The following is a 22,198-nucleotide window of genomic DNA, read 5'->3' as shown; positions in this document are numbered from 1 at the left end:
CTCCGGTCGCTTCGCTCCCTCCGCTCCTCAGTCCAGGCCGGGAGGCCCCATGACCTTCACCACCCGGCCCACGCTGCGCGGCACGTTCGGGATGGTTTCGTCCACGCACTGGCTGGCGTCGCAGTCCGCGATGCGGATCCTGGAGCTCGGCGGCAACGCGTTCGACGCAGGCGCTGCTGCGGGGTTCGTCCTGCACGTGGTGGAGCCGCACCTCAACGGTCCGGGTGGTGAGGTGCCGGCGATCATCGCCACCGCCGACGACCCGACCCCGCGCGTGCTGTGCGGTCAGGGCGTGGCTCCGGCCGGTGCGACGATCGAGCACTTCCGGTCCCTCGGCCTGTCGCTCATCCCCGGCTCCGGCCCGCTCGCGGCGACAGTGCCTGGCGCAGTCGACGCTTGGCTGCTCCTGCTGCGCGACCACGGCACCATGCCGCTGCGCGTCGTACTGGAGCCGGCCATCGACTACGCGCGGAACGGGCACCCGTTGGTGCCGCGGGTCGGCGAGACGGTGGGGACGGTGCAGGAGCTGTTCGAGGAGCACTGGCCGACGTCGGCCGCGCTGTGGCTGCAGGGTGGGCGTCCGCCGAGCGGGATGTTCCGCAACGAGGCGTACGCCGCCACGCTCGAGAAGCTCGTTGTTGAGGGCGAAGCCGCCGGCGCGGACCGGCAGGTGCAGGTGGAGCGGGCCCGGAAAGCCTGGCGGGAGGGCTTCGTCGCCGAGGCGGTCGACAAGTTCTCCAGGCTGCCACACCGGGACTCCAGTGGCTCTGATCATGGGGGTCTGATCACCGGCGACGACATGGCGGGCTTCGAGGCGAGCTGGGAGGAGCCGGCCACGCTCGACTGGAACGGGCACACGGTCGCCAAGACCGGTCCGTGGGGCCAGGGGCCGGGTCTGTTGCAGTCGCTCGCCGTACTGAACGAGCTGGGTGACGTCGACCTGGACAGCGCCGAGGGCGTGCACACGACGGTCGAGGTGATGAAGCTGTCGTACGCCGACCGCGAGGCGTGGTACGGCGACGGCGCCGACGTACCGCTGAAGACGCTGCTCTCGCCCGCGTACGCCGCCGAGCGCGCGAAGCTGGTCGGCCCGGACGCGTCCAGGGAACTCCGTCCAGGCCGGCCGGACGGTCGCGAGCCGATCCTGCCGTCGATTGCGGTGAGCAACGACCTGGGCGACGCGACCACCGGTGAGCCGACGGTGTCCTCGGAGGGCGTGACCCGCGGCGACACCTGTCATGTCGACGTGATCGACCGCTGGGGCAACGTCATCTCGGCGACACCGAGCGGCGGCTGGCTGCAGTCGTCGCCGACGATCCCTGAGCTCGGCTTCTGCCTCGGCAGCCGGCTGCAGATGTTCTGGCTGGAGGAGGGGCTGGCCTCGTCACTCGCCCCTGGCCTGCGTCCGCGGACCACGCTCACGCCGACGCTCGTGCTGCGCGACGGCCAGCCGGTCCTCGCCTGCGGTTCGCCCGGCGGCGACCAGCAGGACCAGTGGCAGCTGCTCTTCCTGCTCCGCCACCTCGGCTCCGGGATGGACCTCCAGGAGGCGATCGACGCCCCGGCCTGGCACACCACCGGCTTCCCGTCCTCCTTCTATCCGCGCGCCACCGAGCCGGGTGGTCTGGTGATGGAGAGTCGCCTGGGTCCCGCGGTCCGCGACGAGCTTGTCCGACGCGGCCACGTCGTCACCGAAAGCGACGCGTGGAGCCTCGGCCGCCTGTGCGCCGTACGCAAGGAGGCTGACGGCGTCCTCGCGGCAGCCGCGAACCCCCGCGGCATGCAGGGCTATGCGGTTGGGCGGTGAGTCCGGCCGTTGAGGGCTGCCTTCGCGGCAGCTTCGACGTGTAGGCGGGCAGCGGTGCTGGCGGCTTCGCGGTCGCCGGCGGCGATGGCGTCGACCAGGCGGATGTGTTCTTCCCAGGAGTGCGGGGCGCGCTGGGCGGCGCCGACGCGAAAGACCCAGTGGACGTGGTGGTACATCGCTGCCGATATGGACAGCAGCCAGCGGTTGCCGCTGATGGTGATGACTGTGCGGTGGAAGGCGCTGTTCAGCTCGGCGACCCGGTCGAAGTCCTTGGCCTCGGTCGCCTCGCTGGCCTCGGCGAGCAGCCGACGCAGTCGCTCCACGTCCCGCGGCGTCGCCCGCTCGGCCGCAAGCCCGGCGGCCAGCGTCTCCAGCTGCTCCCGTACGGCGAACAGGTCGCGGACCGCGACCTCGTCGAGGGTCACCACCACGGCGCCCCGCCGCGGCAGGATCTGGACGAAGCCCTCGGCCTCGACGACGCGCAGCGCCTCGCGGACCGGGTTGCGGGAGACACCGAAGTCGTCGGCCAGCCGGGTCTCGGTCAGCCGCTCCCCCTGGGCGTAGTCGCCGTCCACGATCCGCCGGCGCAGCTCCGCGAGCACCTGCTCGCGCAACGCGACATGGTCGGCACCGATCGTCCGTACCTCGCCCGTGTGGTCCACCCCACCGTCTCCTCTCCCCCGCTGGCCGTGTTCGCAGCACGCTAACCGATCCGCGGCCGGTGCGGCATGTGCTCCCGGGGCGGCGTTACTGTTGGCGGCTTGAGCATCCGACTGACTCCACTGACCGATCCCGACTTCCGGCCGTTCAGCCGCCGGATCGGCTGGCTTGCCGCCGACCCCGACGGCCACCCGGTCGGCTCGGCGTTCCTCCGGCTGAACAGCCGCAAGTCCCAGGACCACCTGGCCGAGCTCGAGGTGAACGTGCACCCGGCCGAGCGCCGGCGCGGCGTCGGCTCGGAGTTGCTCGGCGCAGCCGTCGCCGCGGCTCGCGAGCACGACGTACGTGTGGTGCTGGCCGACGCTCGAGCCGACTCACCGGCCGACCGCTTCCTCGAGCACCACGGGTTCACGGTCGGCGTCACGCTGATCTACGCGCGACTGCCGCTGGCCGACGCGCGGCCCGCCGTACCGGCGTCGCCTGGCTATCGGCTGGTGTCGTGGGCGGGCGTCGTACCGGACGAGTGGGCGCAGACGTTCACCGATGCGCGGGCCGGGATGGACGACGCGCCGACGGGCGGGATCGCGTACGGCGAGGACGCATGGGACGTGGAGCGGACCCGGTACGCCGCCCAGGTGATCGAGCAGCGTGGCGAGCACCTGATCACGGTGGCGGCCGTCGACGAGTCCACCGGCGCCTTCGCCGGCTTCTCCGAGCTCGTCGTACCCGCCGACGGCACGGGCGACGCCCAGCACTACGGCACCGCCGTACTCCCCGCCCACCGCGGCCAAGGCCTCGCCCTGTGGATGAAGGCCGAGCAGATCCGCCAGACCCGCGACCGCTTCCCCGGCCTCGACGCCCTACTCACCGACACCGTCAGCACCAACACCCCCATGCAACGCATCAACACCCGACTCGGTTACCACCCCACCCACACCGACCACCGCCGCATGCTCGACCTATAACAGGCGCGATCAGCAGGTGGTCCGAGCAGGGGATACGCGGCTACTGGCCCAGGATCTTTTGGACTGCGGCTGTTGTGATCGGGTGGTAGCCGGGGCGGGCCTTTGCGAAGACCTCCGATGCGAACGCCCGGTCCGTGCCGGCCAGGGCGCGGTAGACCGGTAGCACCAGCTTCATTCGGCCGACCCGGGTGAGGAAGGACGCCAGGTCGGCGTACGACGCCTCATAGCTGCTGGCGGCAACGATCTGGTACCAGCGCCGGGCGATCTCGCCGTTCGCCGTGCCGGTCAGCTGGAACGCGCGGTCGAGCTGCTGCAGCTGGTTGGCGCCGAGCACGTCCGGCGCCGCGTCCAGGAAGCGCAGCCACTCCTGCGTCGTCCAGCTCCCGGCGGCCGGCAGCTCACCGGTCGCAAGCCAGCGGTCGCGCGCCTCGTCGACTGCCTCGAACCGCTCCGACACCGCCCGGCGCGCGAACACCGGGATGCCCGGCTCGGTCAGCCAGGCCGCCAGCTCTGCGTCCGTCACCACACCGGGGTTCGCGCTCAGCAGGTGCGCGCGCAGGTGGGCGACGAAGTCCTCCGAGTTGATGCTCCGGAACGCGAAGCGGTCGAAGTACCCGCGCAGGAACGGGTCGAACACCTCGCGCGAGAACCGCTCCTCCAGCCAGGACAGGAACCACGACCCCTTGAGCGGACCGCACGACGTCGTCCCGTGGTACTCCGAGCCGTGGTTCAGCCCGGGCAGCTCCACCGCCAGCTCGGCCGGAGTCAGCGGGTCCAGCTTCACCACGGTCGCGTGCTGCTTGATCGCCGTCTCCATCACCGCGAACTCGGTGCCGTAGACGGCCTCGACGATCCGGTTCTCGACGTACGAGGTGAAGCCCTCGTTCAGCCAGATGTCGTCCCAGCTGTCCTGGGTGACCAGGTTGCCCGACCAGCTGTGCGCCAGCTCGTGCGCGACCACGCTGACCAGCGACTTGTCCCCGATCACCACGGTCGGCGTCGCGAACGTCATCCGCGGGTTCTCCATCCCGCCGTACGGGAAGGACGGCGGCAGCACGAGCAGGTCGTAGCGGCCCCAGCGGTACGGGCCGAACAGGGCCTCGGTGACCCGCATCATCTCCTCGGTGTCGGCGAACTCGGTCGCCGCCCGCTTGGCCATCTCCGGCTCGGCCCACACGCCCGACCGCTCACCGATCGGCTCGAACACCAGGTCGCCCGCCGCGATGGCCAGCAGGTACGACGGGATCGGCTCGGGCATCACCACGTCGTACGACCCGGTACGGCGGGACGTCGTGCCGTTGTCCGCACTCATCAGCACCATCAGCTCCGGCGGAGCGGTGACATGCGCGGCGTAGCTGAACCGCACTCCCGGAGTGTCCTGCACCGGCACCCAGCTGCGCGCGTGGATCGCCTGCGACTGGCTGAACATGTACGGCATCACACCGCCCGCGGTCATCGACGGCTCCAGCCACTGCAGGCCGGTCGCGGTCGGAGCGGTGCGGTAGCTGACCCGGACCCGCTCGTGCCGGTCGGTGCGGATGTTCAGCGCCGACCCGAGCTCCGGGTCGGGCACGGCCAGGCTGTACTCGAGCGGCTCCCAGCCGTCCGACGTCGCGCCCTCGACCGCGAGCACAGTGAGGTCACGCGTGTCGAGCACGAACCGGTCACCGGCGCCGGTCCAGGCCAGGGTGTGCGTGGCAGAGCCGGCCAGCACCTTCTGCTCGAAGTCCAGCGTCAGGTCCAGCTCCAGGTGCGTGGTCCGAACCAGGGCAGGTTCGGCGTAGGAGTGGCGGTCGTGCGTCACGGATGGCTCCCCGAGTCAGGTGTCCGACGAACAGTACCCACGGCGGGCCGGGTTCCGGCGGCCAATCTGAGCCAGCAGCACCACCGTGCCAAAAGGCCCGGATTTGATCAGACGGGCACTATTGAGGCATGTGGGCCGTCACCCGGCCACTGGCCGCCGTCCTCACCCTGCTGGCCACCGCCGCGTGCACCAGTACGACCTCCACGCGCGACCCGACACCCTCCACAGCACCCCCTCCCACCACCACCGCCTCACCCCCGCCAACCACCCCCGCATCACCACGTCCGGTCTCCCCTACCGCTACCCCTTCACCGCGGCACACAGCTTTCAACAGCGCCGCTGCCATGAGCACAGTGCGCTACCTGGCCGGTCTCGGCCCTCGCGAGGCCACAAGCCCTGCCTACCTGCAAGCTCTCACCTGGCTGGAGCAACGCTTCCGCGCCGCCGGCTACCAGACTCGCCGCCAAGCCCTGCGCGTCCCCGCCGGCGTCTCCTGGGGCGTCCCGGTCCGCGCAGGAACCACCTGGAACCTGATCGCCACCAAACCCGGCTTCAACCCCGCCGCACCACACCGGATCGTCGGCGCCCACCTCGACACCGTCCCGCAGGCCCCCGGCGCGGAGGACAACGCCTCCGGCGTCGCCGTACTGCTCGGCACCGCCCAGCTCTCGCCACGCTTCCCGACCGTGTTCGTTGCCTTCGGCGCCGAAGAGCCTCGCGGCGACGGCGACAACCGCCACCACTACGGCTCCCGCGCGTACGTCGCCTCGCTCCCGCCCGCGCAGCGCAACGCCCTCCGCGGCATGGTCTCGCTCGACCGCGTGGGCGTGGGAACCGTCGTACCGATCTGCTCTGCGCAAGCCGACGACGTGGCCCTGCGCAACGAAGTACGTGCACTGGCGGCTCGGGCCAACGTACCGAGCAGGGCGTGTGTGAACAGGTCGAGTGACCACTGGTCGTTTGTCCGCTCCGGACTGCCAGGAGTCCGGCTCGGCAGCACGCCGTACGCCGAGTACCACTCCGCCCGCGACCTGCCGCGCGTGGTGTCACCGGCTCAGCTCGGCCGGATGGGTCGAGTGGTGAGTGCCTGGCTCGCCGGCTAGCGGATGTCGGCCAGGATCTGCTCCGCCCGCGTGCCGCTCACGACCCGGGGGCTGAAGTCGCTCCCGATCACGTATGGCGTGAGCCGGGCAGCCTTCAGCGTCTTGCCCCAGTAGGTGAGCTCCAGCAGCACGCCCTCCTGCGTCTGCTGCATGAAGTCCATGTCGAACACCAGATTCCCCAGCGAGTGCGCCACCACCTTGTCCGGTGGGAACAGCACGCTCTGCACCCAGTGCGGGTGCCCACCGATGACCAGGTCCGCTCCCGCCTGCGTCAGCGCGGTCGCCACGGTGTGCTGCGCAGGCACCGGCGTGTGGGTGTACTGCTGACCCCAGTGCGGCAGTACGACGACCACGCCGACGGCAGCCTTCAGCGTCCGGATGGCCCGCGTCATCGTGGCCAGATCGCCCTCGTTGAGCGGGCCGGTCCGCGGCGGCATGCGGATGCTGAACGCTCCGGCGCTCGTTGAGGTCGCTCGCGGTGTCTCGCCGATCGCGTTGAACGCCAGGAAGCCGAAGCGGACACCGTCGCGTACGACGATCGCCGGACGGGCCGCCTCGGTGAGGTTGCTCCCGGCCCCTACCGGCTGGATGCCACCCGCTCGCACCAGCCGGACCGTCTCGAGGAGCGCGCGCTGCTGGAAGTCGCCAGTGTGGTTGTTGGCCAGCGAGAGTACGTCGACGCCGGCGTCCCGCAGGCCGGCGACTACACCTGGTGGGGCCGCGAACGAGTCGCCTCCCTGTTGCGGCGTACCGGCTCGGGACAGCGTGCTCTCCAGGTTCAGCACGGTCAGGTCGGCGGCGGCCAGGCGTGGGCCGATAGCACGCAGGGGGCGGGACACATCGCCGGTCCGCGCGGCGGCGGTCGCCACCCGGCGGCCGAGCATGACGTCACCGCCGACGGTCAGGTCGATCACGTTTGCGCTCGGTTGTGCGCCAGACGTTCGGATCGGGTAGCGGGCGGGGTCTTTGAACGGGTCGATACCGGCGACTGTGAGCGGGCGGACGGACGGCCCGGCCGCGGACGCGGGAACCAGGGCGAGCGTGGTGGTCGATCGTTGCGCCTGACGCAATGACCCAACCTGAAACCCCCGCCAGGATTTCACCGTGCCACGGGCGATGGAACGGGCGATCGTCAGCGGAACGTCCTGGGCGGCTCGGGTGGGGTGAATCGCGAGGATCAGTGGCTGGGTCGGCGCCGGGGTCGTCGCAGGCGTCGTCCGAGACTGCACCGGGGCCGTCGGAGTGGTCGGCGCTGGAGTCGTCGGGGTCACAGTCGGCGTAGGGCTGGCCGTCGTACTCGGTGCAGGCTGGGCGGAGCCGCTCTCGGAGCAGGCCACCAGCACGGCCGCCGCGACAGCAGCCAGCGACACCCGCCACCTGGCCATACCGCCACGGTAGCGAGACCCGCCAACCGGCAAGCCGGTTGCACGATGTGGGGCGGTTACTAGCAGACTGTGAACATGCTGCCCGAGGGAAAGCCTGAGCTGGTGCTCAAGCGGCGGCCGTTCGGGTCGTGGTTGCTGGGGCCGGCAGATCAGAGTCCGCGGTTGTTGCGGGTGCGGCTTCGGGTGCTGATGACAACCTTCTCGATCGGGACGAACCTGATCGGGGCCGTGGTGGTGTTCGTGCTGGCGGTGTTCGTGTTGCCGGGCCCGCCGCTCGTCGACCGGCTCAAGGTCCTCGAGGCGATCTTCATCCCGGCGTACTTCCTGGTCGCCGTGATGATCGGCTGCTGGTGGAGCGTGCGGCTCACCAAGCGGGTGACCCGCTGGGTGGACGAGGACCGGCCGGCGACGCGCAAGGAGCAGATCGCCACCTTGCAGCTGCCGCTGCGGCTGACCCTCATCGAGGTGTTCCTGTGGTTGCTGGCGTGCGTGATCTTCACCGTGATGACGCTGGCACTGCAGCCGGAGAACGCCCTGCGGATCGCGGTCACGATCGTCGACGGCGCGATCGTCACCTGCTCGGTGTCCTACCTGCTCACCGAGTTCGCCCTCCGGCCGGTCGCCGCGCGGGCACTGGCCGACTCACCCCCGCCGCGGCGCCTGCTGGCAGCCGGGCTGAAGGCGCGGACCGTCTTCTTCTGGGCCGTCGGCTCGGGTGTCCCGGTGGCCGGGCTGATGCTGGCCGCCGTACTCGCGCTGATCGAGCAGGACGTCTCCCCCACCCGGCTCTCGGTCATGATCCTTGCCCTGGGCATGGTCGTGCTGCTCAACGGCTGGCTGCTCACCATGTTGTCGGCCAAGTCCGTGGTCGCGCCGGTCCGGTCGGTGCGGAACGCGCTGACACTGATCGGTGACGGCCAGCTGGACGTCCGGATCCCGGTGTTCGACGGCACCGAGCTCGGATCGCTGCAGGCCGGGTTCAACAAGATGGCCGACGGGCTGCGCGAGCGGGAGCGGATCCGGGACGTCTTCGGGCGGTACGTCGGTCCGGAGGTCGTCCAGGAGGCACTCAGCAGCGACCGGCTCGGCGGCGAGGAACGGTTCGCCGCCGTACTCTTCGTCGACCTGGTCGGCTCGACCCGGCTCACGGCGGAGCGGCCGCCGACCGAGGTGGTGCAGCTGCTCAACCGGTTCTTCGCGATCGTGGTCGACGAGGTGGTCCGGCAGGGCGGGTTCGTGAACAAGTTCGCCGGTGACGCCGCGCTGGCCGTCTTCGGTGCGCCGGCCGAGCTTCCGGACGCGGCCGGCAGCGCGCTCCGGGCCGGCCGCACGCTGGCCCGGCGACTCGCCGACGAGTTGCCCGAGGCAACCGCGGGGATCGGAGTGACCGCGGGCATCGTGGTGGCCGGCACGGTGGGCGACGTACGGCGGCACGAGTACACAGTCATCGGGGACCCGGTCAACGAGGCCGCCCGCCTGACCGAGCTCGCCAAGTCCACCCCGGCCCGGCTGATCGCCTCCATGACTGCGGTCAATGAGGCGGCGCCTGCCGAAGCCGCGCACTGGAACCCGGATTCCCAGGTGACGGTCCGCGGCCGCAGCGAGCCGACTCAGCTAGCCGTCCCGCACTGACCGCTTCTCCTCGATCAGCTGATGTAGCAGCGCAGCGCCGTACAGCATCGCCTTGGTTCGGTTGTCGTGCGCGGCTCGGCGTTCCGCGATCGCCGCCCGTAAGGCCTCGGTGCTCCCGGTACGGCGGAGTCCGTCGAGCACCGGCTTGATCTGCTCGAAGTAGTACCGCCCTTGCCGCAGCATGTGGATGATGCGGGCGTCCCGCACCTGCTCCGGCCCGTACCGCCGGTACTTCGTCCCCGGCTCCCGCGTCGGCGTCAGCAACCCGGCCGCCTCCCAGACACGCAGTGCCGACGTGCGCACACCCAGCTGGTGCGCCAACTCCCCGACGAGCAACGACGGACCCGTGGCGGCAGGTTCGTCCAGGAACTCCGCAGCCGCCGCACCCAGCGCCTCGCTCATCGCATCGGTCGCCAGCCGCTGCTGATGCAATCCGGCATGCGACGCGTCCACCAACCGGTAGGCCTGCGCCTCGTCACCGGTGTGCACCGCCTGCATGATCTCCGTCGCGACCTCCGGTCCGAACCCCGGCGCGAGCGCCCGGTACGTCAGCAGCGCCGACAGGTGCTCCTCGCCGTACTGGCGGTACCCGGTCGCCGACCGTGGCGCGGGCGGCAGGATCCCGGCCGCCTCGTAGTTGCGCACCAGTTGCGTCGAGATCGAGGCCCGTCGCGCCAGATCCACCGGCCGCAGTCCCACGCCGTACCTCCGTCTTCAGACTCTGACTCCCCGCTAGCCTGCCACTCAGGCGGGCAGGAGTCCGAGAGCCTTGGCGCGGGTCGCGGCGTCGCGTCGGGTCTTGGCGCCCAGTTTGTCCAGGATCGCGGCGACGTGGGTGTCGACCGTGCGCACCGACAGCACCAGGCGGGCCGCGATCTCGGCATTGGTCAGCCCTTCGGCGAGCAGCCGTACGACGTCGGTCTGCCGCTCGGTGAGTCCGGCCGGGTTGTCCCTCGTGGACTGCACCCGGCCGCGTGGGATGCGACTCACGCCAAGCTCCCGCAACCGGCCACGCACACGTCGGGCCAGCGGCTCAGCGCCGAGTCCGTCGAGGGTGCTGAGTGCGGAGAGCAGATCTGCTGGGTCGCTGCTGTGGGAGAGCGCGAGCGCGTGCCCGTACGGACAGCCGGCCTTGGCCCAAGCCTGAGCCGCTTCCTGCCACTGTCCCGCCGCGAGCAGGCTGAACGGATGGCGGGACTCGTTCATCGGCACCTGCCGTCCGGCGACGCGCATCCAGTACCCGAACGCGGCCGCGGCGGAGGTCCGCCCGAAGCGGTGCACGTCCTCGTACGCCGACTCCACGATGTCCGAAGCGTCGTCCTCCCGCAGCCAGGCGGCCTCGAGCAAGGCCGCCCCCGCCGGACCGGTCCGCTGGGCCTCACCGAGACGTTGCGCGATTTCCCACGCCTCGTCGAGCAGCCCGTCGTCCGGCTCTCCCCTGCGGGCCCGCACCAACCCGGCGACCACGAGCGCAGGACCGCGGGTGATCACCTCGGTGTCGCCCGCGCACGCGGCCTCCCGCTCGGCGTCGTCCCACCGCCCGAGGTCCAGGTAGACCATGCTCCGGGTCACCTGCAGGTAGCGCAGGAAGCCGTGGAACTCGGCGTCACCGGCCAGACCGATCGCGTCCTCGAGCAGCTGCTCGGTCTCCGCGTACTCCAGCTCGTCGATCAGGTGCCAGATGATGTTCACGTACGCGCGGCAGGCATGCTCGAACTCGTGTGCCGCCAGCGCCACCGCGAGGCTCTCCTCCAGGATCCCCTGCCCCTCGGGCCGGTCGTTGTCCCAGAGCGCCGCACCGACATTGTTCAGGGCATGTGACAACAGGCCGGCGTCGCCGATGTCGCGCGCCATCGCGACGGCGCGCATCCCGACGTTGACGCACTCGGTCCAGTGACCGGCCAGCATGTGCAGCTGAGACTGGTTGCTCAAGGCAAGCGCCAGGGCGTGCCGGTCACCCGCGTGCTCGAGTACGGCGATCGCGTCCGCTCCACTGACTTCCGCGCTGGCCCGGTCACCCGCCCACCACTGCATCCGCGACAGCCACCGCAGGCTCAGCCCCAGCGTCCGCGGGTCGCCGAGCTGACGGCGCAGTGCGACCGCTTCCTCCTCGGCACGTACGGCGAGGTCGCCCGAACCGACCGTGTAGCACTCGACCGCGAACCCGTCGAGGATGTCGGCCAGCTCCTCCGGCGAGAACACGTCCCGCTGGTCCAGCAGCAGCCGGTAGTGCGCAACGGCCTCCCGGTGCGACCCGGCCGCGGCCGCCTCCCGCGCCGCCGCGGGACCGTGCGCGAGGATCACGTCGGCAGCGCCCGCCTCGGCCGCGTGGTGGACGACGCGTGACAGGTCGCACTCGTCGAATCGCTCGAGCAGAGCGGCCAGCACGGCCTGGTTGCAGTACACCCGCCGGGCCGCGGGCATTGAGTCCGCAACCGCACGACGGGCCAGCTCATGCGTGAACGCGACTCCGGTCGGCGAGACGACGAGCACACCGCGTCGCTCGGCCGCCGCAAGCGACGCGAGTCCGCCCGGCACCACGGCCTCCACGAGCCAGCGCTCGGCGCTGGACGGCACGACGGCCAGCAGCTCGAGTGCGTCCCTCGTTGCTCCGTCGAGACCGGTCAGCCGGGCACCGACCGCCTCCGCCACGGTGTCCGGAACGCCGTCCAGGTCGCCGGACGAGTAGATCTCGGTGACGAAGAACGGGTTGCCGCCCGTCACCGCGAACACGCGCTCGGTGTCCATCCCGGTGTGCGCACCGAGCTGGTCCACCGCTTCCGCCGACAGCCGGGCCGGCCGCAGCCGCCGGAGCCGCGGTGTGCTCGCCGCGAGTCCCAGGAGCTGCTGCAGCGGGTGGTCCCTGGTCAGCTCCACGTCCCGGTACGACAGCACGAGTACGGCAGGCAGGCTGGCGATCCGGCGGACGAGGAAGCGCAGTACGTCGAGCGTTGCTTCGTCGGCCCAGTGGATGTCTTCCATGACCAGGACTGCCGGGTCTTCCGGCCGGTCCAGCTCGGCTCTGAGAGCGTCGCTCACGGCGGTCCGGTCGCCTGACTCGAGCGCTCTGCCCAATGCGCCGCCCACGCTGCCGACGAGGTCCCGGAGCGGCCCTAGGACACGCGGAGTGGCGAGGTCGTCGCAGTACCCGACCAGTAGCCGGGTGTCGGACGGCAAGACGCTGGGCAGAGCTCCGACGAGACTCGACTTGCCGATGCCGGCCTCACCGGCGATCAGGACGACCGAGCCGTCGCCTGCCCTGGCCTCCTCAGCGGCCGCAGCGAGCTCCGCCAGCTCCCGCTCACGTTCGAGCATGCAATCCACCCCCACCCGATTGTGCACCCGACCTCGGTAGTGCCGACGCCTGATCTACGTAGTCGTGACGGATCCGGCGGCGTACGGCGGGGACCTACAAACGAGGTATGCAGTCATTCAGTCATCGTCACGACGTCGTGATCGTCGGCGCGCGAGCCGCCGGAGCCGCCACCGCGCTCCTGCTCGCCCGCCGGGGCCACGACGTCGTTCTGGTCGACCGGGACGAGTTCCCGTCCGACACGTTGTCGACGCATCAGCTCGCCCGGCCGGGTGTCGTGCAGCTCCACCGCTGGGGGCTGCTCGACGCCGTACTCGACAGTGGAGCACCGGCCATCCGGAAGGTGCACTTCACCGCCGGCGGCGAGTCGATGGTCCGTCCGGTGAAGGAGAAGGCGGGCGTCGACATGCTGCTCGCGCCGCGGCGTCACATCCTCGACACGCTCGTGATCGAGGCCGCTGTCCAGGCCGGCGCCTCAGTGCGGACCGGAGTCACGATCGACGGCGTGCAGGTCGACCAGACCGGTCGCGCCACCGGCGTGCACGGGCACGATCGCACCGGCGCGTCGGTGGAGTTGGCGGCGCGCTTCGTGGTCGGGGCCGACGGGCTCGGATCTCGCGTTGCCCGTTCGCTGGGCGCCGAGATCGTCGAGGACCGCGGTGCCTCGGGAGCGGCGCAGTACGCGTACTACGACGGCCTGCCGTGGGACGGGATCGAGTTGGTCGTCGCCGATCGGGCGCTCACCGGCGTGTTCCCGACCCACCACGGCGAGGCCTGCATCTGGATCTGCAGCCCGATCGCGGACGCGCACCAGGCGCGCCGGGGCGCCGCCACCCGCGAGGACGCCTTCACGTCCTACCTGTGGCGGGTCGCCCCGGCGCTGGCCGAGCGGCTCTGGGAGGGACGCCGTACGTCGCCCGTCCGCGGGATGCTGCGCGCTCCGAACTTCATCCGCCGGGCGTCCGGCCCAGGCTGGGCGCTGGTCGGCGACGCCGGATACCACCGCGACCCGGTCACCGGTCACGGGATGTCCGACGCGTACCGGGATGCCGAGCTGCTGGCCGACGCCCTCGACCGCGCGCTGTCCGGCGACCGGTCGGCGCTGGCCGGCTACCAGCAGGCACGTGATCACGCGCTGCGGCCGATCTTCGAGCTGACCGTCGCGCTGGCCGGCTATCCGCCCGCTCCCGAATTCGTAGCACTGCAGAAAGAACTCAGCCGCGCTCTCGACGCCGAGGCGTCCGAGCTCGCCGGCCTCAGCCTGCTCACCGCAGTCTGATCGACACCTCGAGGAGAACACCATGACCACCACCGACGAGTCGACCCGCAACGGCGTCGACACCGCGACGCTGTTCGCCACCCTCGACGCGGTCAAGGCCGCGCCCGAGGCCGCCAAGTTCCAGTTCCGGGCCCGCAACCAGTGGCTCAGCGGCACCCACAACCGCAGCACCATCCACGGGTACTTCGGGGTCGGCGAGGAACGCACCCACGAGCGCACGTTCCACTTCGACGCCGACCACCCCGCCGTACTGGTCGGCCGCGACAACGGCCCGACCCCGGTCGAGTACCTGCTGCACGCGCTGGCCGCCTGCCTGACCGCAGGCCTCGCCAACATCGCCGCCGCCCGCGGCATCCGGCTCACCGAGGTGCACTCGACCGTTGCCGGCGACATCGACCTGAACGGCATCCTCGGCCTGGACCCGTCCGTACGGAACGGCTACCAGCAGCTCACCGTCCGGTTCACCGTCAAGGGCGACGCCCCGGCCGAGAAGCTGCGCGAACTGGTCGCCCAGTCCCAGGCCCGGTCGGCCGTCTACGACGTCATCACCAACCAAGTACCAGTCAAAATCGAGGTCGAAACCACATGACAGTGCCAGAGCAAAGAGTCCGCCCGGTCACCGAAGACCTGGGCACCGTCCTCGGGGTCTGGGCGCACCCGGACGACGAGGCGTACCTGTCCGCCGGGCTGATGGGCGCCCTGCGCGACGCCGGACACCGGGTCGTCGTGGCGACCGCGACGTACGGCGAGAACGGAGCGCCGGACCCGGTCGAGATGCCGCCGGACCGGCTGGCCGAGATCCGCAAGGACGAGATGGTCAGCAGCCTCGCGATCGTCGGCGTCTGGGAACATCGCTGGCTCGGCTACCACGACGGTGACTGCGCCGACGCGGTCGGAGGGGTTGCGTCGGTCGCGGAGCTGATCGCGGAAGTCGAGCCGGACACCATCCTCACGTTCGGCCCGGACGGCATGACCGGGCACTCCGACCATTGCGCGATCTCGGCGTGGACGACCGAGGCCTGGCGGGCGTCCGGTGCTCGAGCGCGGCTGCTGTACGCGACGCTCACGCCGGGATTCCACGCCGAGTGGGGTCCGCTCAACGACCAGGTCGGCCTGTGGATGTCGGGCAGCGGCCCCGAGACGCCCGACGAGGATCTCGCGCTGTACGTCGTACTCGCCGGCACCGACCTCGAGCGCAAGATCGACGCGGTGCGGGCGCACGTCTCCCAGGCCACCGTCCTGGTGGACCTGGTCGGCCTCGACACCTTCCGGCGCTGGTGGTCCGCCGAGGCCTTCGTCGCCGCCCCAGTTGCCGGGGCGCAGTCCGCGGCGGCGGCTCCAGCGGCCGGACGTGCGCGATGACCGTCTCGGTCGGGACCACCGCCCGCCGCACGCGGGTCGTGTCGCGGCGTGACATCGAGCTCTTCACCGAGCTCACCGGGGACCGCAATCCCCTGCACTACGACGAGGAGCTCGCGGCCGGCACCCGCTTCGGCGGCCTGATCGTGCAGGGCGGGGTGACGTCCGGCCTGCTCAACGCCGTCGTCGCCGAGGACCTGCCCGGTCCCGGCAGCGTGTTCCTCCGGGTCGCCTGGAACTTCCTGGCCCCGGTCCGGCCCGGTGACGAGATCACCGCCGAGGTCGAGGTGCTCGAGGTGCACGCCACCAAACCGGTTTTCCGGATCCGTACGACGATCACCACCAGCGACGGCGTCGTCGTCCTCGACGGGGACGCGCACGTCTACCAGGTGCCCGTCGGCGCGGGATCCGGCAACGACCTCGGTGCGACCGCACCGAGGAACCATCGAAAGACAGGAGTTGTCCGGTGAGGACGTTCCCAGGTATCACCCACGTGGCCGTGACCGTGACGGACCTCGAGCTCAGCGTCCCGTGGTACACGCAGTTGTTCGCCGCCGACCCCGTCCTGGACGAGGACACCGGGCCGTTCCGGCACGTGGTGTACGCGATCGACGGCGGACAGCTGTTCGGGCTGCACTCGTTCCCGGACGGTGAGTGGACCAGCGAGTTCAACCCGCGCCGGCTCGGTCTCGACCACGTCGCGTTCGCGTGCGCGGACCGCGCCGAGCTGGTCAGCTGGCAGGACCGGCTCGACGACCTAGGCATCAAGCACGGCGGCATCGTCGACGCCCACTACGGCTCGGGCCTGTCCTTCAAGGACCCCGACGGCATCGCCCTCGAGTTCTTCGCCCCACCGGCCGCCTGAGCTCCGCCGGCCTCGCACTCACGGCTGGACCAGATCACCCACCATCCCGGGCTCCCACAGCCCGGTCCCGCCGAGCCGGGTTCCCCACACCTGGCCCACCCCCCAGGCACTCCGCCCCACCCGGGCGGCCGGTGACTCCTACCGGCCGCCGGACACGTCGAGCGTCGTCCCGGTCATGTAAGAGGACCGATCGGAGGCGAGGAACGCGATGAGCGCCGCAACCTCCTCGGGCTTCCCCGGGCGACCGAGCGGCGGAGTCGCACCGAGCCGGTCCAACCGGCCTTCCTCGTGGATGTCGGTCTCGATCAGCCCCGGCCGGACACCGACCACGCGGACGCCTTCCTTCGCGACCTCGTTGGCGAGCCCGGTCGTCAGCGCGTCCACAGCAGCCTTGCTGGCCGCGTAGTCGACGTACTCGCCGGCCGACCCGAGCACCGCCGCTCGCGACGACACGTTGACGATCACTCCCCCGGAACCGCCGTACGCCGTGGACATCCGCCGGACCGCCGCACCGGCGACCAGGATCGCGCTGACCGAGTTGATCCGGAACACCCGCTCCAGCCGGGCGGCGTCGTACTCCGCGACCCGGCCGGCCGGCGACACGACGCCGGCATTGTTGATCACGGCACCGATCGGGCCGAGCTCGGCGGTCACGGTGCCGAACAGCTTCTCGATCTCGTCGGCCTCCGCGACGTCGGCCTGGACGGCGATCGCCCGCTGCCCGAGCTCCTCGCACGCCTTCACGACTCGCGCGGCCTCGTCGGCGCGGGTCCGGTAGTTCACGCCGACGTCCCAGCCGTCCGCTGCCAGCGCCACCGAGGCGGCGGCCCCGATCCCTCGACTCCCACCGGTGATCAGCGCGACCCCACGCCGTACGTCCGTTTCAGTCATGAATCCAACCCTGCCACGTCGTCCGGCGGCAGCGTGATCTGCACCTTCATCTCCGTGTCGCTGAAGCCCAGCGCCCGGTAGAGCCGGATCGCGAGGTAGTCCGGATCCGCCACCATCACCAGCTTCGTCGCCCCGCCCTCGGTCAGGCCGTACGTCGACGCGCGGTGCACCAGCGTGCTCGCGATGCCGCGGTTGCGGTCGTCCGGATGTGTCTGCACGGCCTGGAACCGCGCGAGCCCGTTGCCGTCGAACACCAGCCCGAGCGAGCTCTGCAACCGGTCGCCGTCGAACGCGCCGAACCACTGCCCGTGCCCGGCGTCCACCAGCGCCCGCCGCGACGCGACCTTGGCGCGGGCGAACCGGATGTAGCCGTCGTCGACCCGCATCGGCGCCGTCGCCAGGTTGAGCTGCACCGACTGTTCCCAGTCGTCGTCACTGCTCAGGAAGCGGTACGTCGACGTCTCGTTCGGCCGGCGGGGTGGGACGACCTCGCTCGCCGTCATCACCACGTCCCGGTCCAGGTCGTACCCGGCCAGCTCCTCCTCCGCGCCGATCACACCGTCGACATTGTCGATGCCGAAGGCAACATGTCCGGCGACCGGGAACTCCGCGCGGAACGCGGCCAGCCGGGTCTGCAGGTCGCCGGGCGCGAACGGCGTCCGGAACAGCAGGAAGTTGCCCCACCAGTACCCGGGGTTGTCCGGGGTGCGCACGACGACGTGGTCGCCCGTGTCCTCGAGCACGCTCCCGCTGAGCTCGAGCACCAGCAACTCGGTCCGCCATCCCAGGTTCTCGATCTTCACCTGCCTATCGTCCGAGCGCCGTCAACCGCATTCCAGCGCCGGTTGACATGCAGCCGCTCGGCTGCCTATTGTCGAAATGCAGCCGATTGGCTGCCTGACTTGGTCGGGAGGGCGATGGACGACGAGGTGTTCCGCGCGCTGGCCGACCCGAGCCGCCGGCAGCTGCTCGACATGCTGAACGCGCGCAACGGCCAGACCCTGCGCGAGCTCTGCGCCGGCCTCGACATGGCCCGGCAGTCGGTGAGCAAGCACCTCACAGTCCTGGAGACCGCGAACCTCGTCACCACCGTGTGGCGCGGCCGGGAGAAGCTGCACTACCTCAACGCCGAGCCGATCAACGCCATCGCCGACCGCTGGATCAACCAGTACGACCGGCGGCGGGTGCAACTGTTCGCCGACCTCAAGACGGCTCTGGAGGCCGAACCCATGAGTGACACCGACTTCGTCTACACCACCTACATCAAGACCACGCCGGCGCGGCTGTGGCAGGCGCTGACCGACCCGAGGTTCACCCAGGAGTACTGGGGTGTCCAGCTCGAGACCGACTGGCAGGTCGGCTCCGGGATCGTCTGGCACCACGGCGACGTCGCGGTGGCCGGAGCGGGCCAGGTGGTCCTCGAGCACGATCCGTACCGGCGGCTCGCGTACGCGTGGCACCACATCACGCCGGAGTTCGCGAAGGCTGTCGGGCTTGACGACGAGATCTACCGGCGGAGCAGCCGCGAGCCGCTGTCGAAGGCGAGCTTCGACCTCGAGCCGGTCGGCGACAAGGTGAAGCTCACCGTCGTCCACAGCGGCTTCGAGCCGGGCAGCGCGATCCGCGAACTGGTCAGCGAAGGCTGGGTCGAACTCATCTCCGACCTCAAGTCCTTCGTCGAGTCCACCCCCGAGCTACGGCTGGACCCCACCCCGGCCCGTTGAGCCCGCGGTCACGGGCGTTTGTGGATGAGGAGGGGAAGGACCGCGGCCGCGCCGGACTCACGGAGTTTGGCGGCGGCGACGGTGATCGGCCACTGTGAGGACGAGGCGTCGGCCAGCAGCAGGACCGTGCGGCCGGCGACCGCCTGTGCGGCTGGACCGTCGACCTGGATGCCGTCTCGCCAGACCTTCGCCTCCTCGGCTGAGGAGAGGTCGTCGGTGAAGCCCGTGGGGTTGAGGGTCAGCTCGGCCTTGTCGAGGCGGCCTATCCCAGCGACGTGATCCGCGATCTCGGCGGTCAGCCGGCCGTGGCCGGCGGCCGGGAGAGGTACGACGACCTCGGGGCGGCTCGACCAGGAGCCGCGCCACCGGGACAGCGCCGCGACTGCGCCCGCCTTGAGCGCCTCGAGCGCGTCGGGGTCCGGTGGGCCGTCGGTGAACGTGCTGCGGAGCACCTCGCGCCACTCCGGGGCGTCGGCGTAGATGATCGTCCGGCCGGGCTCGGCGCCGAGCCCGGCGGGGATCCGCCCCTTCGCGCCGAAGGCGCCACCCGGCCACATCTTGCGCGGTTCCAGCACGTGCACCTCACCGCGCAGCAGCCGGATGATCGACTGCACCGTCTCCGGCGACGGTGCGGCCTGGAGCGGATCCGGCAGCTCGCCGAGGCACACCGAGCACCGGCCGCACGGCTCGGCCGACGGGTCGTCCAGCGACTCCTGGAGAAGTTGCATCAAGCAACGTTCACCGCGGGTGTAGGCCCGCATGATGTCCGCCTCCCGGCGGCGTACCGCCACGATTCCGTCGTAGTGCGCGGCGTCGAACGTCCAGTCCGCGCCGGTCCGCACCCAGCCGCGCTCGACCCGCTCGACCACCCCGTCGACCGCCAACTGCTTCAGCATCAGCTCGACCCGGGTCCGCCGCAGACCGGTCTCGGCCTCGAGCGCCGGCACGGTCGCCGGCTGGTCCGGACCGTACCCGTCCAGGCCGCGGAGCAGACGGTTCACGTTCTCCGGGACCGGGATCGTCGCGGTCGCGAAGTAGTCCCACACCCCGGCGTCCGCGTCCGACGGCAGCAGCGCCACGACGGCGTGGTCGATCCCGCGGCCCGCACGCCCGACCTGCTGGTAGTACGACACCGGTGACGGCGGCGAACCCACGTGCACCACGAACCCGAGGTCCGGCTTGTCGTACCCCATCCCGAGCGCCGACGTCGCGACCAGCGCCTTCAGCTCGTTCCCTCGCAACGCGTCCTCGAGGCTCTCCCGCTCCCCCGCATCGAGGCCGCCCGTGTACGCCGCCACCGGTACGTCGCGACCGTGCACCTCCTGGATCGCCGCCGCCAGCCGCTGCGCGTCCGACACTGTCAACGTATAGACGATGCCTGAGCCCGGCAGCTTCGGCAGGTGGTCGACCACCCAGGCGAACCGATCCAACGGGGACAACGCGTCGACGACCGCCAACTGCAGACTCGACCGGGCCAGCGGTCCACGCAGCACCAGCGTGGACTCACCCAGCTGATGCGCGACGTCATCCGTGACTCGCGCGTTCGCAGTCGCCGTCGTCGCAAGGACCGGTGTCTTCGGGTTCAGCTGCTGCAGCACGTCGGACACCCGCCGGTAGTCCGGCCGGAAGTCGTGCCCCCAGTCCGACACCGCGTGTGCCTCGTCGATCACCAGCAGCCCGACCTGCCCAGCCAGCCCGTCGAGCACCCGCCGACCGAAGCCCGGATTCGCCAACCGCTCCGGAGACACCAGCAGCACGTCGATCGCGCCCGAGCGCAGGTCGTGCTCGATACTCGACCACTCGTCGATGTTGTTCGAGTTCAGGGTCGCCGCTCGCAGGCCGGCTCGGCTCGCAGCCGCGACCTGATCCCGCATCAGCGACAGCAGTGGCGACACCACCAGCGTCGGCCCGGCGCCTTCGGCTCGCCGGATCGCGGTCGCAGCCCAGTACACGGCCGACTTGCCCCACCCCGTCGCCTGCACGACCAGCACGCGTGCGCTCGCCTCGCACAAGGCGGCGACCGCGGTCTCCTGATCCGCCCGCAGTCGCGCGCTCTCCCCCGCGATCGCCTGGATCACGCCACCGGCGATCCCGGCGCGCGCCTCGGTGAGCGTGCTGGTGGTCGAACTGGAGTCAGCCATGCCAAGCACCCTAGACGCCCGCACCCCCACATTTCTCGTCCCGGCCGCCGGCCTGTGGACAACCGTGCCGGAGACCCAGGTCACGCCGCCGGGAACTCACACCCGGAACTGCTGTCTCGTCGATCCCAGGAGAGACAATCCGGAAGGAGAACGATATGAACCCCCGATTCGACCACCTCGCCAACCCGGTCGGCGCGAAGGTCATGAAGTACATCGTCTCGGCGAACAAGGTCGTGTGGGACTCGACGCTGCCCGCCACCACCCGGCATCTCGTCGAGATCCGCGCCAGCCAGATCAACGGCTGCGGCTACTGCATCGACATGCACAGCAAGGACGCCGCACACGCCGGCGAGACCTCGGTGCGGCTCAACCTGGTCGCGGCCTGGCGGGAGGCGACCGTCTTCACCGACGCCGAGCGTGCGGCCCTCGAGCTCACCGAGGAGGGCACCCGGCTCGCCGACGCGGCCGGTGGCGTCAGCGACGAGGTGTGGGCCAACGCGGCCAAGCACTATGACGACGACCAGCTCGCCGCACTGCTGTCGTTGATCGCGCTCATCAACACCTGGAACCGCCTGAACGTGATCACGCAGCGGCCCGCCGGTGACTACGTGCCCGGTCAGTGGGGCTGACGAGTCAGGCGCACTTCCCGGGATGACACGGTTCGCCGCTGGTCGACACGAGCCGTTGCGGGCCCGGTCCCTTCGCGGCCAGAGCGTCGTACGGGTTGGCCAGCGCGCACCGGTCGAGGGACAGGCAGCCGCAGCCGACGCAGTCCTTGAAGTCGTCCCGGAGCTGTTCCAGGTGCAGGATCCGCTTGTCGAGCTCGGCCTGCCAGCACTCGGAGATCCGCTCCCAGTCCTGGCGGGTCGGGGTCCGGTTCTCCGGCAGCAGGGCCAGGATCGCGGCGACCTCGGCGAGTGGGATGCCTACCCGCTGGGCGATCCGGATCAGCGCGACCCGGCGGAGCGTGTCGCGCTTGTACCGGCGCTGGTTGCCCGACGTACGGCGACTGACGATCAGGTTCTGCCGCTCGTAGAAGTGCAGTGCCGAGATCGCCACCCCGCTGCGCTGCGCCAACTGCCCGACCGTCAACTCACCCGGCTCGATGTCCACCGTCATCCCTCCGACCTCGACCCTAGTGCTCCGTGGTGGAGATTGTTCGGCGCTTGCGGCGCCCAGGCACGCACCTCGCGGCACTTGAGGATCATCCACGATAGATCCGCATCGAGGACGCTCCTCAAGCACCGCGATGCACGCACCTGAACACCGC

Annotated in this window: 20 protein-coding genes; 11 read left to right on the top strand and 9 right to left on the bottom strand. The window is 70.8% G+C overall.

From position 1 onward, the window contains the following. Nucleotides 1-49 precede the first annotated feature (49 nt). The gene (locus ACWCOV_RS38675) at nt 50-1,807 is read left to right on the top strand and encodes a gamma-glutamyltransferase family protein (RefSeq protein WP_449834351.1); all 1,758 of its coding nucleotides are present in this window, start codon (nt 50-52) and stop codon (nt 1,805-1,807) included. Here the strand turns inward: ACWCOV_RS38675 and ACWCOV_RS38670 are convergent. Then, the gene (locus ACWCOV_RS38670) at nt 1,789-2,469 is read right to left on the bottom strand and encodes a GntR family transcriptional regulator (protein ID WP_449834350.1); all 681 of its coding nucleotides are present in this window, start codon (nt 2,467-2,469) and stop codon (nt 1,789-1,791) included. The genes ACWCOV_RS38675 and ACWCOV_RS38670 overlap by 19 nt on opposite strands. A gap of 99 nt (nt 2,470-2,568) precedes the next feature. On the opposite strand from ACWCOV_RS38670, the gene ACWCOV_RS38665 reads away from it, so the two are divergent. Further along, entirely contained in the window at nt 2,569-3,432 is an 864-nt protein-coding gene (locus ACWCOV_RS38665) for a GNAT family N-acetyltransferase (protein ID WP_449834349.1), read from the top strand. Nucleotides 3,433-3,472: 40 nt separating this feature from the next. On the opposite strand, the gene ACWCOV_RS38660 is transcribed toward ACWCOV_RS38665, so the two are convergent. Further along, nucleotides 3,473-5,236 (bottom strand): M1 family metallopeptidase, encoded by a 1,764-nt coding sequence (locus ACWCOV_RS38660; protein WP_449834348.1) that lies wholly within the window; start codon nt 5,234-5,236, stop codon nt 3,473-3,475. 344 nt (nt 5,237-5,580) lie between these two features. Between ACWCOV_RS38660 and ACWCOV_RS38655 the strand changes: the two genes are divergently transcribed. Next, nucleotides 5,581-6,339, top strand: coding sequence for a M28 family metallopeptidase (locus tag ACWCOV_RS38655; RefSeq protein WP_449834347.1), 759 nt, complete (start codon nt 5,581-5,583; stop codon nt 6,337-6,339). Here the strand turns inward: ACWCOV_RS38655 and ACWCOV_RS38650 are convergent. After that, complete coding sequence (locus ACWCOV_RS38650; protein ID WP_449834346.1) at nt 6,336-7,724, bottom strand: CapA family protein; 1,389 nt, start codon at nt 7,722-7,724, stop codon at nt 6,336-6,338. The genes ACWCOV_RS38655 and ACWCOV_RS38650 overlap by 4 nt on opposite strands. A gap of 75 nt (nt 7,725-7,799) precedes the next feature. On the opposite strand from ACWCOV_RS38650, the gene ACWCOV_RS38645 reads away from it, so the two are divergent. Next, on the top strand, nt 7,800-9,356 hold the full coding sequence (locus ACWCOV_RS38645; protein WP_449834345.1) for an adenylate/guanylate cyclase domain-containing protein: 1,557 nt from the start codon (nt 7,800-7,802) through the stop codon (nt 9,354-9,356). Here ACWCOV_RS38645 and ACWCOV_RS38640 read toward each other — a convergent pair. Then, complete coding sequence (locus ACWCOV_RS38640) at nt 9,339-10,055, bottom strand: MerR family transcriptional regulator (RefSeq protein WP_449834344.1); 717 nt, start codon at nt 10,053-10,055, stop codon at nt 9,339-9,341. The two genes, ACWCOV_RS38645 and ACWCOV_RS38640, sit on opposite strands and share 18 nt — an antisense overlap. Nucleotides 10,056-10,100: 45 nt before the next feature. Next, complete coding sequence (locus ACWCOV_RS38635; protein ID WP_449834343.1) at nt 10,101-12,671, bottom strand: ATP-binding protein; 2,571 nt, start codon at nt 12,669-12,671, stop codon at nt 10,101-10,103. Nucleotides 12,672-12,778: 107 nt separating this feature from the next. Here ACWCOV_RS38635 and ACWCOV_RS38630 point away from each other — a divergent pair, with 107 nt between their 5' ends. Genes ACWCOV_RS38630 through ACWCOV_RS38610 form a run of 5 tightly spaced genes read left to right on the top strand, consistent with a single transcriptional unit; the run spans nt 12,779 to nt 16,172 of the window. Next, nucleotides 12,779-13,948: an NAD(P)/FAD-dependent oxidoreductase gene (locus ACWCOV_RS38630; protein ID WP_449834342.1), complete on the top strand. Its 1,170-nt coding sequence runs from the start codon at nt 12,779-12,781 to the stop codon at nt 13,946-13,948. A 22-nt stretch (nt 13,949-13,970) separates the two neighbouring features. Then, nucleotides 13,971-14,537, top strand: a complete 567-nt coding sequence (locus ACWCOV_RS38625) for an OsmC family protein (RefSeq protein WP_449834341.1) — start codon at nt 13,971-13,973, stop codon at nt 14,535-14,537. Next, nucleotides 14,534-15,310: a PIG-L deacetylase family protein gene (locus ACWCOV_RS38620; protein ID WP_449834340.1), complete on the top strand. Its 777-nt coding sequence runs from the start codon at nt 14,534-14,536 to the stop codon at nt 15,308-15,310. The genes ACWCOV_RS38625 and ACWCOV_RS38620 overlap by 4 nt, the downstream gene beginning before the upstream one ends. Further along, nucleotides 15,307-15,777, top strand: coding sequence for a MaoC family dehydratase (locus ACWCOV_RS38615; RefSeq protein ID WP_449834339.1), 471 nt, complete (start codon nt 15,307-15,309; stop codon nt 15,775-15,777). The genes ACWCOV_RS38620 and ACWCOV_RS38615 overlap by 4 nt, the downstream gene beginning before the upstream one ends. Beyond that, nucleotides 15,774-16,172, top strand: coding sequence for a VOC family protein (locus ACWCOV_RS38610; RefSeq protein ID WP_449834338.1), 399 nt, complete (start codon nt 15,774-15,776; stop codon nt 16,170-16,172). The genes ACWCOV_RS38615 and ACWCOV_RS38610 overlap by 4 nt, the downstream gene beginning before the upstream one ends. A 138-nt stretch (nt 16,173-16,310) precedes the next feature. Here the strand turns inward: ACWCOV_RS38610 and ACWCOV_RS38605 are convergent, their stop codons facing one another. Further along, complete coding sequence (locus tag ACWCOV_RS38605; protein ID WP_449834337.1) at nt 16,311-17,063, bottom strand: SDR family oxidoreductase; 753 nt, start codon at nt 17,061-17,063, stop codon at nt 16,311-16,313. Then, complete coding sequence (locus ACWCOV_RS38600; protein ID WP_449834336.1) at nt 17,060-17,866, bottom strand: GNAT family N-acetyltransferase; 807 nt, start codon at nt 17,864-17,866, stop codon at nt 17,060-17,062. The genes ACWCOV_RS38605 and ACWCOV_RS38600 overlap by 4 nt, the downstream gene beginning before the upstream one ends. A 114-nt stretch (nt 17,867-17,980) precedes the next feature. Here ACWCOV_RS38600 and ACWCOV_RS38595 point away from each other — a divergent pair, with 114 nt between their 5' ends. Beyond that, a complete protein-coding gene (locus ACWCOV_RS38595) occupies nt 17,981-18,787 on the top strand; it encodes an ArsR/SmtB family transcription factor (RefSeq protein ID WP_449834335.1) in 807 nt (268 codons plus the stop codon). A gap of 8 nt (nt 18,788-18,795) precedes the next feature. Here ACWCOV_RS38595 and ACWCOV_RS38590 read toward each other — a convergent pair whose 3' ends face one another. Beyond that, the gene (locus tag ACWCOV_RS38590) at nt 18,796-20,928 is read right to left on the bottom strand and encodes a RecQ family ATP-dependent DNA helicase (RefSeq protein ID WP_449834334.1); all 2,133 of its coding nucleotides are present in this window, start codon (nt 20,926-20,928) and stop codon (nt 18,796-18,798) included. Between the two features lie 155 nt (nt 20,929-21,083). Here ACWCOV_RS38590 and ACWCOV_RS38585 point away from each other — a divergent pair, with 155 nt between their 5' ends. After that, the gene (locus ACWCOV_RS38585; protein ID WP_449834333.1) at nt 21,084-21,557 is read left to right on the top strand and encodes a carboxymuconolactone decarboxylase family protein; all 474 of its coding nucleotides are present in this window, start codon (nt 21,084-21,086) and stop codon (nt 21,555-21,557) included. Nucleotides 21,558-21,561: 4 nt separating this feature from the next. Here the strand turns inward: ACWCOV_RS38585 and soxR are convergent, their stop codons facing one another. Next, on the bottom strand, nt 21,562-22,041 hold the full coding sequence (gene soxR / locus ACWCOV_RS38580; RefSeq protein ID WP_449834352.1) for a redox-sensitive transcriptional activator SoxR: 480 nt from the start codon (nt 22,039-22,041) through the stop codon (nt 21,562-21,564). Nucleotides 22,042-22,198 lie beyond the last annotated feature (157 nt).

Source organism: Kribbella sp. NPDC002412 (assembly GCF_053592935.1).
This window is presented reverse-complemented; position numbering and strand designations above follow the sequence as displayed.

What these genes read in the sequence shown, in the direction of transcription:
- ACWCOV_RS38675 (WP_449834351.1), top strand. Translation starts at nt 50, where the DNA reads ATGACCTTCACCACCCGGCCCACGCTGCGCGGCACGTTCGGGATGGTT.
- ACWCOV_RS38655 (WP_449834347.1), top strand. Translation starts at nt 5,581, where the DNA reads ATGAGCACAGTGCGCTACCTGGCCGGTCTCGGCCCTCGCGAGGCCACA.
- ACWCOV_RS38650 (WP_449834346.1), bottom strand. Translation starts at nt 7,724, where the DNA reads ATGGCCAGGTGGCGGGTGTCGCTGGCTGCTGTCGCGGCGGCCGTGCTG.
- ACWCOV_RS38645 (WP_449834345.1), top strand. Translation starts at nt 7,800, where the DNA reads ATGCTGCCCGAGGGAAAGCCTGAGCTGGTGCTCAAGCGGCGGCCGTTC.
- ACWCOV_RS38635 (WP_449834343.1), bottom strand. Translation starts at nt 12,671, where the DNA reads ATGCTCGAACGTGAGCGGGAGCTGGCGGAGCTCGCTGCGGCCGCTGAG.
- ACWCOV_RS38630 (WP_449834342.1), top strand. Translation starts at nt 12,779, where the DNA reads ATGCAGTCATTCAGTCATCGTCACGACGTCGTGATCGTCGGCGCGCGA.
- ACWCOV_RS38625 (WP_449834341.1), top strand. Translation starts at nt 13,971, where the DNA reads ATGACCACCACCGACGAGTCGACCCGCAACGGCGTCGACACCGCGACG.
- ACWCOV_RS38620 (WP_449834340.1), top strand. Translation starts at nt 14,534, where the DNA reads ATGACAGTGCCAGAGCAAAGAGTCCGCCCGGTCACCGAAGACCTGGGC.
- ACWCOV_RS38615 (WP_449834339.1), top strand. Translation starts at nt 15,307, where the DNA reads ATGACCGTCTCGGTCGGGACCACCGCCCGCCGCACGCGGGTCGTGTCG.
- ACWCOV_RS38605 (WP_449834337.1), bottom strand. Translation starts at nt 17,063, where the DNA reads ATGACTGAAACGGACGTACGGCGTGGGGTCGCGCTGATCACCGGTGGG.
- ACWCOV_RS38595 (WP_449834335.1), top strand. Translation starts at nt 17,981, where the DNA reads ATGGACGACGAGGTGTTCCGCGCGCTGGCCGACCCGAGCCGCCGGCAG.
- ACWCOV_RS38590 (WP_449834334.1), bottom strand. Translation starts at nt 20,928, where the DNA reads ATGGCTGACTCCAGTTCGACCACCAGCACGCTCACCGAGGCGCGCGCC.
- ACWCOV_RS38585 (WP_449834333.1), top strand. Translation starts at nt 21,084, where the DNA reads ATGAACCCCCGATTCGACCACCTCGCCAACCCGGTCGGCGCGAAGGTC.